Origin of the sequence: Marinobacterium litorale DSM 23545, assembly GCF_000428985.1 — a bacterium.
Taxonomy (GTDB): domain Bacteria; phylum Pseudomonadota; class Gammaproteobacteria; order Pseudomonadales; family Balneatricaceae; genus Marinobacterium_D; species Marinobacterium_D litorale.
In genome coordinates this window covers 1-13,372 of the sequence record NZ_AUAZ01000018.1, presented here as the reverse complement: position 1 = coordinate 13,372, position 13,372 = coordinate 1, and the positions used below count along the sequence as shown (strand labels likewise).

General features: G+C 55.3%; 10 protein-coding genes and 1 pseudogene. 9 read left to right on the top strand and 2 right to left on the bottom strand.

The genetic code is table 11. The annotated features are described in order from the left end of the window. Window positions 1-48: 48 nt before the first annotated feature. Window positions 49-1,329: a citrate synthase gene (gltA, locus tag G403_RS0113575; RefSeq protein WP_027854467.1), complete on the bottom strand. Its 1,281-nt coding sequence runs from the start codon at window positions 1,327-1,329 to the stop codon at window positions 49-51. A gap of 431 nt (window positions 1,330-1,760) precedes the next feature. On the opposite strand from gltA, the gene sdhC reads away from it, so the two are divergent. The 9 genes from sdhC to sucD all read left to right on the top strand — a co-directional run bounded on the left by sdhC (window position 1,761) and on the right by sucD (window position 13,040). Continuing rightward, window positions 1,761-2,138 (top strand): succinate dehydrogenase, cytochrome b556 subunit, encoded by a 378-nt coding sequence (gene sdhC / locus G403_RS0113570; protein WP_027854466.1) that lies wholly within the window; start codon window positions 1,761-1,763, stop codon window positions 2,136-2,138. Then, complete coding sequence (gene sdhD, locus G403_RS0113565; RefSeq protein ID WP_027854465.1) at window positions 2,132-2,479, top strand: succinate dehydrogenase, hydrophobic membrane anchor protein; 348 nt, start codon at window positions 2,132-2,134, stop codon at window positions 2,477-2,479. The genes sdhC and sdhD overlap by 7 nt, the downstream gene beginning before the upstream one ends. Window positions 2,480-2,482: 3 nt before the next feature. Further along, window positions 2,483-4,255 (top strand): succinate dehydrogenase flavoprotein subunit, encoded by a 1,773-nt coding sequence (gene sdhA, locus G403_RS0113560; RefSeq protein WP_027854464.1) that lies wholly within the window; start codon window positions 2,483-2,485, stop codon window positions 4,253-4,255. Window positions 4,256-4,267: 12 nt separating this feature from the next. Then, window positions 4,268-4,972, top strand: coding sequence for a succinate dehydrogenase iron-sulfur subunit (locus tag G403_RS0113555; protein ID WP_027854463.1), 705 nt, complete (start codon window positions 4,268-4,270; stop codon window positions 4,970-4,972). A 294-nt stretch (window positions 4,973-5,266) separates the two neighbouring features. Continuing rightward, window positions 5,267-8,098, top strand: coding sequence for a 2-oxoglutarate dehydrogenase E1 component (locus G403_RS0113550; RefSeq protein WP_084404034.1), 2,832 nt, complete (start codon window positions 5,267-5,269; stop codon window positions 8,096-8,098). A 48-nt stretch (window positions 8,099-8,146) separates the two neighbouring features. Then, entirely contained in the window at window positions 8,147-9,379 is a 1,233-nt protein-coding gene (gene odhB / locus G403_RS0113545) for a 2-oxoglutarate dehydrogenase complex dihydrolipoyllysine-residue succinyltransferase (RefSeq protein WP_027854461.1), read from the top strand. Window positions 9,380-9,421: 42 nt separating this feature from the next. Then, complete coding sequence (gene lpdA, locus G403_RS0113540) at window positions 9,422-10,861, top strand: dihydrolipoyl dehydrogenase (RefSeq protein ID WP_027854460.1); 1,440 nt, start codon at window positions 9,422-9,424, stop codon at window positions 10,859-10,861. A 128-nt stretch (window positions 10,862-10,989) separates the two neighbouring features. Next, window positions 10,990-12,156: an ADP-forming succinate--CoA ligase subunit beta gene (sucC, locus tag G403_RS0113535; RefSeq protein WP_027854459.1), complete on the top strand. Its 1,167-nt coding sequence runs from the start codon at window positions 10,990-10,992 to the stop codon at window positions 12,154-12,156. A gap of 2 nt (window positions 12,157-12,158) precedes the next feature. Beyond that, window positions 12,159-13,040, top strand: a complete 882-nt coding sequence (gene sucD / locus G403_RS0113530) for a succinate--CoA ligase subunit alpha (RefSeq protein ID WP_027854458.1) — start codon at window positions 12,159-12,161, stop codon at window positions 13,038-13,040. Between the two features lie 66 nt (window positions 13,041-13,106). On the opposite strand, the pseudogene G403_RS25555 reads toward sucD, so the two are convergent. Further along, window positions 13,107-13,372 (bottom strand): annotated as a pseudogene (locus G403_RS25555) (IS4 family transposase); the annotation flags it as partial.

Sequence of the window (13,372 nt, the reverse complement as noted above, 5' to 3'; positions counted from 1 at the left end):
ATAAAAATGCCCGCTTGTAAGCGGGCATTTTTGTCGCTGGCGGTGATTTTACTTCGCCGGGTAATCGCGCTGTTTCGGGCCCGTATAGAGCTGGCGCGGACGACCGATCTTGTTCGGGCTGGAGTGGAACTCGTTCCAGTGGGAGATCCATCCAATGGTGCGAGCCAGTGCGAAGATAACGGTAAACATGTTGGTCGGAATACCGATCGCTTTAAGGATAATACCTGAGTAAAAGTCTACGTTCGGATAGAGCTTGCGCTCAACGAAGTACTCATCTTCGAGTGCAATCTGCTCCAGGCGCTTGGCAATCTTGAGCAGCGGATCGTTTTCGATGCCCAGTTCTTCAAGTACTTCCTGCGCAGTCTGTGCCATGACCTTGGCGCGCGGATCGAAGTTGCGATAAACGCGATGACCAAAGCCCATCAAACGGAACGGATCGTTCGGATCTTTCGCGCGCTGGATGAACTCAGGAATACGCTCTTCATCGCCGATCTCGTTAAGCATCACCAGCACAGCTTCGTTTGCACCGCCATGGGCCGGGCCCCAGAGGGCGGCGATGCCGGCGGCGATACAGGCGAACGGGTTGGCACCGGAGGAGCCTGCCAGGCGTACGGTCGAAGTGGACGCGTTCTGCTCGTGGTCGGCATGCAGGATGAAGATCTTGTCCATCGCCTTGGCCAGTGTCGGGCTGACCTTGTATTCACCGCACGGCGTGCTGAACATCATGTGCAGAAAGTTCTCCGCGTAGCTCATTTCGTTACGCGGGAAAATGAACGGCTGACCGATGGAATATTTGTAGCACATCGCAGCGATGGTCGGCATCTTGGCGATGAGACGGTATGCACAGACTTCGCGATGATGCGGATCGTTGATATCCAGAGAATCGTGGTAGAAGGCGGACAGAGCACCGACCACACCACACATGATCGCCATCGGGTGAGCATCACGGCGGAAACCGTTGAAGAAGTGGCTCATCTGCTCGTGGACCATGGTGTGATTGGTCACGGTGTTAACGAATGTTTCCTTCTGTTCCGCGGTCGGCAGTTCACCATTCAGCAGAAGATAGCAGACCTCGAGATAGTCAGCATTTTGAGCGAGTTGCTCGATCGGGTAGCCGCCGTGAAGCAGAACACCGTTGCCGCCGTCAATATAGGTCAGTTTGGATTCGCAGGCAGCGGTGGAAACGAAACCGGGGTCGTATGTAAACAGACCTTGGCCGGTCAGCGGACGTACATCGATTACGTCGGGACCTTCCGTACCGCTATAGACCGGAAGTTCGATAGCTTCTTCCAGGCCGTCGACTGTCAAACGTGCTTTCTTGTCAGCCATTCGAGGCTCCTATCATTCGGTTGTAATAGCTGCGACTTGTTGTCAGTCGCTTGGTTAGGGCGTACAGGATCGTCTGTCTCCCTGAACAGTGAGCATCCACTATAGTGTTTGGGCCGGGTTTGTCAATTTGGCCTTTCGGCGAATATGTTGCGATGCATCATGAAGAAATTTGCAACGCAATATCCTGGTTTAAGCCGCTGAACCGATACGACTTTTGGTGCGTAATGCACATGCGGGATGTATTGGACATAAGGCTAATGCGGGCTGCACTTCGTTGTGTTCGATAGGCGAAGTGTCTATACTCCGGCTCCTGAAAAGGCTCAGAAAAGCAAAATATATGAGCCTATTTCAGGCATCTCGAGGTACTACTCTCTGAGCACTTCCAAGCAACCGAGCCTTGCAACAAGGCCGCAAGAGTGTGAACTAGAGCCGTGAACAAAAAAAGACCTGTAAACTTAGATCTGCGAACAATCAAACAGCCACTACCGGCGATTACTTCCATTGTGCACCGTGTCACAGGTGTCGCGCTGTTCTTCGGCGCCATCTTCATGGTCTATGCACTGGGGCTGTCGCTGGAATCTCCACAGGGCTTCGCTGAAGCTGCGGAGATGCTCCAGGAATCCTTCCTGGCAAAACTCATTGCATGGGGTCTGGTATCAGCGCTGCTGTACCACTTCTTCGCTGGTATGAAGCACCTTGTTATGGATGCCGGCTACTGTGAAGAACTGGAAAGCGGGCAGCGAGCAGCGAAAATCACGCTGATTATCGCTGGGGTAGCAATCCTTCTGGCGGGGGTATGGGTATGGTAACTAGCATTACGAGTTTCGGCCGCAGCGGTCTGTATGACTGGATGATGCAGCGTGTTACCGCTGTTATCCTGGCTGCGTACACCATCTTCATGATCGGCTATCTGCTATTCAATCCGGATCTGGACTACAACCAGTGGAAAGGGCTCTTCGAGGGGACGCTGATGCGTATTTTCTCTCTGTTGGCGCTGTTGTCTCTGGTTGCGCATGCCTGGATCGGGATGTGGTCCGTTTCTACTGACTATATCAAGCCGACCGGTGCTCGCTTCGTATTCCAGTCCATTTGTGGCCTGCTGGCGTTTATCTACGTTGTGTGGGGCATCCAGATTCTTTGGGGTATCTAAGACATGTCTAAACTGCGTACGCTCTCCTTCGACGCAATTGTGGTCGGCGGTGGTGGTGCGGGCATGCGTGCTGCGCTGCAGCTGGCTCAGTCCGGCCTTAATACTGCCTGTGTGACCAAAGTTTTCCCGACTCGTTCCCACACCGTTTCTGCTCAGGGCGGTATCACCTGTGCAATCGCGAGCGCTGACCCGAATGACGATTGGCGCTGGCACATGTATGACACGGTGAAGGGTTCCGACTATATCGGTGACCAGGACGCGATCGAGTATATGTGTTCAGTCGGCCCGCAAGCGGTCTTCGAACTGGATCACATGGGTCTGCCGTTCTCCCGTACCGAAACCGGCCGCATCTACCAGCGTCCGTTCGGCGGTCAGTCCAAGAACTTCGGTGAGGGTGGCCAGGCTGCCCGTACCTGTGCCGCAGCTGACCGTACCGGTCATGCATTGCTGCACACCCTGTATCAGGCCAACATGAAGGCCGGAACCACGTTCCTGAACGAATGGTATGCGGTCGATCTGGTCAAGAATGCTGATGGCGCTGTCGTCGGCTGTATCGCGATCTGCATCGAAACCGGCGAAACCGTCTACATCAAAGCCAAGGCCACCGTGCTGGCGACTGGCGGCGCAGGCCGTATCTACGCCTCTACCACCAACGCCCTGATCAACACCGGCGACGGGGTCGGCATGGCGCTGCGTGCCGGTGTCCCGGCGCAGGATATGGAAATGTGGCAGTTCCACCCGACCGGTATCGCAGGTGCAGGCGTGCTTGTGACCGAGGGTTGCCGCGGTGAGGGCGGTTACCTGATCAACAAGGACGGCGAACGATTCATGGAACGTTACGCGCCGAACGCCAAAGACCTGGCGGGTCGTGATGTTGTTGCTCGCTCCATGATCCTCGAGATTCTGGAAGGCCGGGGCTGCGGCCCTGATGGTGATCACGTTTACCTGAAGCTTGATCACCTGGGTGAGGAAGTGCTGCACTCCCGCTTGCCCGGTATCTGTGAGCTGTCCAAGACCTTTGCGGCTTCGGATCCGGTCAAAGAGCCGATCCCGGTTGTGCCGACCTGTCACTACATGATGGGTGGTCTGGCGACCAATATCGGCGGTCAGGTTATCGCTCAGAATGCCAGTGGCGAAGACTACATCATTGATGGTCTGTTTGCCTGTGGCGAGGTGGCATGTGTATCCGTCCACGGTGCCAACCGCCTGGGTGGTAACTCGCTGCTTGACCTGGTTGTGTTTGGCCGTGCGGCAGGCCTTCAGATCGAACAGCAGATGCGTGAAGGCTACGACGTGGCTGATGCGACCGATGCTGATCTCGATGCAGCCATGGCGCGCCTGAATCGTCTCAACAACAGCACCAGTGGTGAAAGCATCGCAGATGTCCGCAAGGATCTGCAGAACACCATGCAGCTCTACTTCGGTGTATTCCGTGACGGCGAAAGCATGCAGAAGGGTCTCGAGCTGCTCAAGGAGCTCCGAGAGCGCGTTGCCAACGTACACCTCGATGACAAGAGCCAGGCATTCAATACTTCGCGTATTGAGGCGCTGGAGCTTGAAAATCTGATGGAGGTAGCTGAAGCAACGGCTATCGCGGCGGAAGAGCGCAAGGAGTCGCGCGGTGCGCATGCCCGTAACGACTTTACTGAGCGTGATGATGAGAACTGGCTCTGTCACTCAGTCTTCTATCCGCAAGATAAGCGCATCGGTAAGCGTGCGGTTAACTTTGCGCCGAAGACGATGGATCCGTTCCCGCCGAAAGTTCGAACCTACTAAGGGGCTGGTACGATGCTGGTAAGTGTATATCGCTATAACCCTGAGATTGACGATGCACCTTACATGCAGGATATCCATATCGATATCCCGGGTGGTAAGGACATCATGGTGCTGGATCTGCTCCAGCTGCTGAAAGAAAAAGATCCGACGCTGGGATACCGTCGTTCTTGCCGTGAGGGCGTATGTGGCTCTGACGGTATGAATATGAACGGCAAAAACGGTCTGGCTTGTATCACTCCGCTGTCGCAGGTGGTTGAAGGTGACAAGCTGGTGCTGCGCCCGCTGCCGGGTCTTCCCGTCATTCGCGACCTGGTCGTGGATATGGCTCAGTTCTACAGGCAGTACGAAAAGATCAAGCCGTTCCTGATCAACGATACGCCGGCGCCGGCAATTGAGCGTCTGCAGTCGCCGGAAGAGCGCGCTGAGCTGGATGGTCTGTACGAGTGTATTCTCTGTGCATGCTGTTCAACGGCCTGCCCCTCTTTCTGGTGGAATCCGGATAAGTTTGTGGGACCCTCGGGTCTGCTGCAGGCATACCGCTTCCTGGCGGACAGTCGTGATACGGCGACGCGTGAGCGCCTGGCCGAGCTGGATGATCCGTTCAGTGTATTCCGCTGCCACGGCATCATGAACTGCGTGAACGTTTGCCCGAAAGGTCTTAACCCGACCAAGGCGATCGGTAAGATACGCAACATGCTGATCCAGCAGGCGACCTGATCAAGGGTTGATTAAAAAAGCGGCACTGAGTGCCGCTTTTTCTTTATCTGGGGTCCGCAATCCTGCCTTTGATGTAATAAAAGCAAAAATTCGGGGAACTTTAGTAGTATCACCCCCGACAAGCTGTGTTAAGGGCGGATGAAAAGTCGTAAAATATTTCCCGCAATTTTGCGCGACCCGTAGATTGCAGCTGAATAACAAATCGGTAATCAGCAGGGGCGCGGGTTGGTCAGAACAGGACATGGTGCACCCTGTTCACGCCTGTAACCCCCTAAAAGCCAGGGTGATATCATAATGCAAGACGGCATAATGGAGCTGATGTGGAAAAACGCCCACCTTTACGGTGGTAACCTTTCCTACGTCGAGCAACTGTACGAAACCTATCTGATGGATCCGAACGCTGTTCCACAAGAATGGCGTGAAGAATTTGACCGACTGCCCAAAGTCGGCGACAGCATCTCCCAGGACGTTCCTCATTCCCCGATCCGGGAACACTTCCTTTACCTTTCCAAGAATCAGAAACGAGCCCAGCCCAGTGCAGTCAGCAGCGTAAGCTCTGAGCATGAGAAAAAGCAGGTGCGTGTGCTGCGGATGATCAACGCCTATCGTGTGCGTGGCCATCAGGTCGCCGATATCGATCCGTTGGGTCTGCTTGAGCGTGAGCAGGTGCCCGACCTTGATCCTCGTTTTCATGAGCTATCCGAAGCTGACTACGACACCGTTTTCCAGCTCGGTTCGCTGTTCTTCGGGAAAGAGGAAGCGCCCCTGAAGGAGATCCTGGCTGATCTCAAGAAAACCTACTGCACCACTGTCGGCGCTGAATACATGCATATCGTCGACACTCAGGAGAAGCGTTGGATCCAGTCCAAACTGGAGCCCGTACGCGCTCATCCTGAAGTAGAACATGATAAGAAAATGATGATTCTTGAGCGCCTGACTGCCGCGGAAGGCCTCGAGAAATATCTCGGTTCCCGCTACGCCGGCGCAAAGCGCTTTGGTCTGGAAGGCGGCGAGTCGTTGATCGTCTCCCTGAACACTCTGGTGCGCCGTGCCGGCAAGCAGGGCGCCAAGGAGATTGTCATCGGCATGGCTCACCGCGGCCGTCTGAACACGCTGGTCAATATCTTCGGTAAAAGTCCGGCTGAGCTTTTTGGTGAGTTTGAGGGTAAGAAGCTGGTCGAGAGCTCCGGTGACGTAAAGTATCACCAGGGCTTCTCTTCCAACATCATGACCGAGGGCGGCGAAGTTCATATTGCGATGGCGTTTAACCCGTCCCACCTGGAAATCGCGGCTCCGGTCGTAGAGGGTTCGGTACGTGCGCGCCAGGACCGTCGTAACGATCCGGTTGGGGATACTGTCGTCCCAGTCAACCTGCATGGTGACGCGGCGTTCGCCGGTCAGGGTGTTGTGATGGAGACATTGCAGATGTCCCAGACTCGCGCCTACAAGACCGGTGGCACGATCCATATCGTCATCAACAACCAGGTTGGTTTCACTACGTCCAAGAAGGAAGATGCGCGTTCTACGGAGTACTGTACGGATGTCGCGAAAATGGTGCAGGCACCGATCTTCCACGTGAACGGTGATGACGCGGAAGCTGTGCGTTTTGTGACCCAGCTTGCTGTGGACTATCGCAACGAATTCAAAAAAGACGTTGTGATCGATCTTGTCTGTTACCGCCGTCGCGGCCATAACGAAGCGGATGAGCCATCCGGAACTCAGCCGTTGATGTACGCCAAGATCAAAAATCACAAGACAACGCGTACACTGTACGCGGAGCAGCTGATTGCTGAGAAAGTGATAGACGATGCTCAGTCCAAAGAGATGGAAAAAGAGTATCGCAGCCAGTTGGAGAATGGCGAGCATGTGGCGCGCTCTCTGGTCAAGGAACCGAACACGGAGCTGTTCGTGGACTGGCGCCCCTACCTGGGTCATGAGTGGAGCTTCGACTGCGATACCCGGGTTAATATGAAGCTGCTGCAGGAACTGGCCAATAAGCTGTGCGAATTGCCGGAAGGCTTTTCTGTGCAGCGTCAGGTTCAGAAGATCTATGAAGATCGTAAAAAAATGGCTGCAGGTGCCATGGAAGCCAACTGGGGCTTTGCCGAGACGCTGGCTTATGCCACCTTGTTGGCTGAAGGTTTTCCGATTCGCTTGACCGGCCAGGACGTGGGGCGCGGAACTTTCTCCCATCGTCATGCAGTTCTCCATAACCAGAAAGACGCCTCAGTCTTTGTGCCGCTTCAGAACATCGATGAGAAGCAGCCGGCCTTTGATATCTACGATTCCCTGTTGTCTGAGGAAGCGGTACTTGGTTTCGAGTATGGCTATGCCACAACAACGCCGAATGCGCTGGTTATCTGGGAAGCTCAGTTCGGTGATTTCGCCAATGGCGCTCAGGTCGTAATCGACCAGTTCATCACTTCAGGTGAGCAGAAGTGGCAGCGTCTGTGTGGTCTGACCATGCTTCTGCCTCACGGTTTTGAGGGGCAGGGTCCGGAGCACTCATCTGCGCGTCTGGAGCGCTTCCTGCAGCTGTCCGCTGAACACAATATTCAGGTTTGTGTACCGACTACTCCGGCACAGATTTTCCATCTGCTGCGTCGACAGGTTGTACGCCCGCTGCGCAAGCCGCTTGTTGTGATGTCGCCGAAATCTCTGCTGCGCCACAAACAGGCGATCTCCACACTGGAAGATCTTGCGGATGGTAGTTTCCAGCCGGTGATCCCTGAAGTGGATGCGTTGGATCCGAAGAAGGTGAAACGGCTGGTGATGTGCAGCGGCAAGGTGTACTACGACCTGTACAACCGCCGTACCGAGCTGGCTAAAGATGATGTGGCGATTCTGCGAATCGAGCAGCTTTATCCGTTCCCGGAAGAGATCTTGCTGGAGATTATCAGCCAGTATGAAAATCTGGAATCGGTCGTGTGGTGTCAGGAAGAGCCGATGAACCAGGGTGCCTGGTACTGCAGTCAGCATCACATGCGCAATGTTCTGCACCGGCATAACCCGAACCTGTACCTGAATGGTGTGGGTCGACCGCATGCGGCAGCGCCCGCGGTGGGTTACATCTCGGTTCACCTGGAACAGCAGGAACAGCTGGTTAACGAAGCAATCAACGGTTAATGACAGCTCGTTTGCGATTCAACGAGCACCCTATTGAAAGGAAATAACATGTCCATCGATATCAAAGCCCCTACATTTCCGGAGTCCGTAGCGGACGGTACCGTTGCAACCTGGCACAAGCAGCCCGGTGAGGCTTGCTCTGCCGATGATCTGATTGTCGATATCGAGACTGACAAAGTCGTTCTCGAAGTGGTGGCGCCGGCGGATGGTGTCATCAAGGAAATCATCAAAAACGAAGGCGATACCGTTCTCAGCGATGAAGTGATTGCGACCTTCGAAGAGGGCGCTGCAGGTTCACCGGCAGACGCCGAGCCGACCAAGGAAGCTGCGGATCAAAGCTCTTCCGAGACCACGACCGCCGCAGCCGGTGAAACCGGTGACGGCGACAAGGTGGGCCCGGCGGCGCGTAAGCTGATCGAAGAGAACAACCTGGATGCCAGCAAGATCCCGGCGACCGGTAAAGGCGGTGGTATCACCAAGGAAGACGTTCAGAACTACCTGAAGAACAAGCCGGCGGCGCCGGCAGCTTCTTCTGCGCCGGCAGCGGCCGCTGCGCCGGTTAACGTGCCGGCTGGCGAGCGCACCGAGAAGCGTGTTCCGATGACCCGCCTGCGCGCCACCATCGCCAAGCGTCTGGTGGAAGCACAGCAGAATGCGGCAATGCTGACGACCTACAACGAAGTCAACATGAAGCCGGTCATGGATCTGCGCAAACAGTATAAAGAGCTGTTTGAGAAGACTCATAACGGTACGCGTTTGGGCTTCATGTCTTTCTTCGTCAAAGCCGCGACTGAAGCGCTGAAACGCTTCCCGGCTGTTAACGCCTCCATCGACGGCAACGACATGGTGTATCACGGCTACCAGGATATCGGTGTTGCTGTGTCCACCGACCGCGGTCTGATGGTCCCGGTTCTGCGTGACACGGACAGCATGAGCCTGGCCGATGTGGAATCCACCATCGCTGATTTCGGTAAGCGGGGGCGCGAAGGCAAGCTGGGTATGGACGATATGCAGGGTGGTACCTTTACCATCACCAACGGCGGTATCTTTGGTTCCCTGATGTCTACCCCGATCCTGAATCCGCCGCAGACCGCAATCCTGGGTATGCACAAGATCCAGGAGCGTCCGATGGCTGTGAATGGCGAAGTCGTTGTCCTGCCGATGATGTACCTGGCGCTGTCATACGACCATCGTATGATCGACGGTAAGGAAGCGGTACAATTCCTCGTCACTATCAAGGATCTGCTGGAAGATCCGGCACGCATGTTGCTGGATGTCTAATCGGACCCGCCTTCGAACGAGTGAAACGACAGGATTTAAGTAATGTCAGATAAATTTGATGTAATTGTAGTTGGTGCCGGCCCCGGTGGTTATGTTGCTGCGATTCGCGCGGCTCAGCTGGGACTGAAAACCGCTTGTGTCGAAAAATGGGTTGATGACAAGGGCACTGCAGTGCTGGGTGGTACCTGCCTGAACGTGGGTTGTATTCCCTCCAAAGCGTTGCTTGAAACCACGCACAAGCTCCATGAGGCGCAGCATGGCTTCGCCGCTCAGGGTATCGTCGCTGATAATGTAAAAATCGATACCAAGCAGATGGTGGAGCGCAAAAACCAGATCGTTAAGAACCTGACCGGCGGTATCGGTGGTCTGTTCAAGGCGAACGGCGTCACCCTGCTGCAGGGTACCGGTAAGCTGCTTTCCGGCAAGCAGGTTGAAGTGACCGACAAGGATGGCAAGGTTTCGACCCACGCGGCCGAAAATGTGATCCTGGCATCTGGCTCAGTTCCCGTGGAAATTCCGCCTGCGCCGCTGACCGAAGGTCTGATTCTCGATAATGCCGGCGCGCTGGATATCGACGAGACGCCGAAGCGTCTTGGTGTTATCGGTGCCGGTGTTATCGGTCTGGAAATGGGTTCAATCTGGGCACGCTGTGGTTCCGAAGTCACCATTCTGGAAGCGATGGACGATTTCCTGGCACTGGCTGACGTGGATGTGGCCAAAGAAGCCAAGAAGCTGCTGACCAAGCAGGGGCTGGATATCAAGCTGGGTGCCCGTTGTACCGGTACCGAAATCATCGATGGCAAAGAGGTTAAGGTGAAGTACACCGATGCCAACGGTGATCAGGAAATGGTGGTCGATAAGCTGATCGTTGCGGTTGGTCGTCGTCCCCAGACCCAGGGTCTCCTTTCTGAAGATTCCGGCGTTAAGCTGGATGAGCGCGGCTTCATCTTTGTTGATGAAAACTGCCGTACCGATGCGCCGGGCGTATACGCTATCGGTGACTCCGTGCGCGGCCCGATGCTGGCGCACAAAGCCTCTGAAGAGGGCATTATGGTTGCGGACATCATTGCCGGTCATAAGGCGGCAATGAACTATGACTGCATCCCGAACATCATCTACACCTTCCCGGAGCTGGCCTGGGTAGGTAAGACTGAGCAGGAACTCAAGTCTGAGGGTGTGAAATATAAAGTCGGCAAGTTCCCGTTTGCAGCGTCCGGTCGCGCCATGGCAGCCAATGCCACAGATGGTTTCGTCAAAATGATCGCTGACGAGCAGACCGACCGCATTCTGGGTGTTCATATGGTTGGTGGTATTGCATCCGAGTTGATCGCTCAGGGTGTGATCGCGATGGAGTTTGCCTCCAGTGCTGAAGACCTGCAGTTGACTATCTTCGCTCACCCGACGGTGAGTGAGGCGGTGCATGAAGCTGCTTTGGCCGTGGATGGTCACGCGATCCATGTTGCCAACCGTAAGAAACGTTAAATCCTGAGGGTTGCGTTGCACGGGCCGGGCCAAAAGCCCGGCTTGTTGTGGCTGCATCAATGTAAGAGCACGCGGCAGCAAACACGCAGCTTCGTGTATGAATAACCGACATAACAACGGATTAGAGCATGAACCTTCACGAGTACCAGGGTAAACAGCTGTTTGCCGCCTATGGTCTGCCGGTCTCCAAAGGGATCGCGGTAGATACGCCGGAAGCAGCAGCAGAAGCAGCAAAGCAGATTGGTGGGGATAAGTGGGTCGTCAAGGCTCAGGTACACGCCGGTGGCCGCGGTAAAGCGGGCGGTGTGAAGCTGGTCGACAGCCCTGAAGAAGCGAAAGCCTTCGCTGAGAAATGGCTCGGTGAGCGTCTGGTAACCTATCAGACAGATGCCAATGGTCAGCCGGTTTCCAAGATTCTGGTTGAAACCTGCACCGATATCGCCAACGAACTCTACCTGGGTGCGGTAGTCGATCGCTCCAGCCGTCGCATCGTTTTCATGGCGTCCACCGAAGGTGGTGTCGAGATCGAGAAAGTCGCTGAAGAGACGCCGGAAAAGATCCTCAAGGCAACCATCGATCCGCTGACCGGTGCTCAGCCCTACCAGGGTCGTGAACTGGCGTTCAAACTGGGCCTTACCGGCGATCAGATCAAGCAGTTCACCAAGATCTTCCTGGGTCTGGCCAAGATGTTCGAAGAGAAAGATCTGGCCCTGCTCGAGATCAACCCGCTGGTCATCACTGACCAGGGCAACCTGCACTGCCTGGACGCCAAAGTCGTGATCGACGGCAACTCCGTCTATCGCCACAAGGATATCCAAGAGATGCACGACCCGTCCCAGGATGACGCTCGCGAAGCGCGTGCGGCCGAGTGGGATCTGAACTACGTGGCGCTGACCGGTAACATCGGCTGCATGGTTAACGGTGCAGGTCTGGCCATGGGCACCATGGACATCGTTTCACTGCACGGCGGTTTCCCGGCCAACTTCCTCGACGTGGGTGGTGGTGCGACCAAAGAGCGTGTTACCGAAGCGTTCAAGATCATCCTTGAAGACAGCAACGTCAAAGCCGTCCTGGTTAACATCTTCGGCGGTATCGTTCGTTGTGACCTGATTGCCGAAGGTATCATCGGTGCGGTCAAAGAAGTGGGTGTCAACGTACCGGTTGTGGTACGTCTGGAAGGTAACAACGCAGATCTGGGTTCCAAACTCCTGTCCGAGTCTGGCCTGGATATCATCGCAGCGACCAGCCTGACCGATGCGGCTCAGCAGGCGGTTAAAGCAGCGGGGGGTAACTAAGCATGTCCGTACTGATTAATAAAGACACCAAAGTCATCTGTCAGGGCTTCACCGGTGGTCAGGGTACCTTCCACTCTGAACAGGCGATCGCTTACGGCACCAAGATGGTGGGTGGTGTAACGCCGGGTAAAGGTGGTACTGAGCACCTGGGTCTGCCGGTTTTCAACACCGTTGCAGAGGCTGTTGAAGCCACTGGCGCTGAAGCCTCCGTGATCTACGTTCCGGCTCCGTTCTGTAAGGATTCCATCCTGGAAGCTGCTAACGCCGGTATCAAGCTGATCGTTTGTATCACCGAGCACATTCCGGTGATGGACATGCTGCAGTGCAAGGTCAAGTGCGATGAGCTGGGCGTGCGTCTGATCGGCCCGAACTGCCCGGGCGTGATCACCCCGGGTGAGTGCAAAATCGGCATCATGCCGGGCCACATCCATCTGCCGGGTAAAGTCGGCATCGTGTCCCGTTCCGGCACCCTGACCTATGAAGCGGTCAAGCAGACCACTGACGCCGGTTTCGGTCAGTCTACCTGTGTCGGTATCGGCGGTGACCCGATTCCGGGCTCCAACTTCATCGATATTCTGGAACTGTTCCAGAACGACCCGCAGACCGAAGCGATCGTTATGATCGGTGAGATCGGTGGTTCTGCCGAGGAAGAGGCCGCTGCCTACATCAAGGCCAATGTGACCAAACCAGTCGTTTCCTACATCGCGGGTGTTACCGCACCTCCGGGTAAGCGCATGGGCCATGCCGGTGCGATCATCTCCGGCGGTAAAGGGACTGCCGACGAGAAGTTTGCAGCACTGGAAGACGCTGGCGTTAAAACCGTCCGCTCCCTGGCCGATATCGGCAAGGCGCTGTCCGAGCTGACTGGTTGGGAAATGAAGTAAGGGTTTAGACCTTACGTTCTAAAAAAACCGGCTATTGGGGCCACTGCTGTCCCATAGTTTTTTTGATCATAAAGGGATCCTCATTTGAGGGTCCCTTTTTTGTGGCTCGGGTGGGGGAGGATTGAGCAGCGCCCAAAGGGGAATGCGTTCGAACAAGCTCACCTGAAGAGTTCGCATAATGCGTTGTACACTCCAGCCTTGCCGCGCACTATGGCGAGCAAACGAGAGCAGCAGATAGCAGATCATGGCGATCCAGATCTGCGTCAACACTGCATTTTTACTGTGACCTAAAAACGCCTTTATCTTCAGGTTCTGCTTGAGCGCTTTGAAGA

Bases quoted from the DNA above. Each gene is read 5' to 3' on its own strand.
- gltA (WP_027854467.1), bottom strand. From the start codon at position 1,329: ATGGCTGACAAGAAAGCACGTTTGACAGTCGACGGCCTGGAAGAAGCT.
- sdhD (WP_027854465.1), top strand. From the start codon at position 2,132: ATGGTAACTAGCATTACGAGTTTCGGCCGCAGCGGTCTGTATGACTGG.
- sdhA (WP_027854464.1), top strand. From the start codon at position 2,483: ATGTCTAAACTGCGTACGCTCTCCTTCGACGCAATTGTGGTCGGCGGT.
- G403_RS0113555 (WP_027854463.1), top strand. From the start codon at position 4,268: ATGCTGGTAAGTGTATATCGCTATAACCCTGAGATTGACGATGCACCT.
- G403_RS0113550 (WP_084404034.1), top strand. From the start codon at position 5,267: ATGCAAGACGGCATAATGGAGCTGATGTGGAAAAACGCCCACCTTTAC.
- odhB (WP_027854461.1), top strand. From the start codon at position 8,147: ATGTCCATCGATATCAAAGCCCCTACATTTCCGGAGTCCGTAGCGGAC.
- lpdA (WP_027854460.1), top strand. From the start codon at position 9,422: ATGTCAGATAAATTTGATGTAATTGTAGTTGGTGCCGGCCCCGGTGGT.
- sucC (WP_027854459.1), top strand. From the start codon at position 10,990: ATGAACCTTCACGAGTACCAGGGTAAACAGCTGTTTGCCGCCTATGGT.
- sucD (WP_027854458.1), top strand. From the start codon at position 12,159: ATGTCCGTACTGATTAATAAAGACACCAAAGTCATCTGTCAGGGCTTC.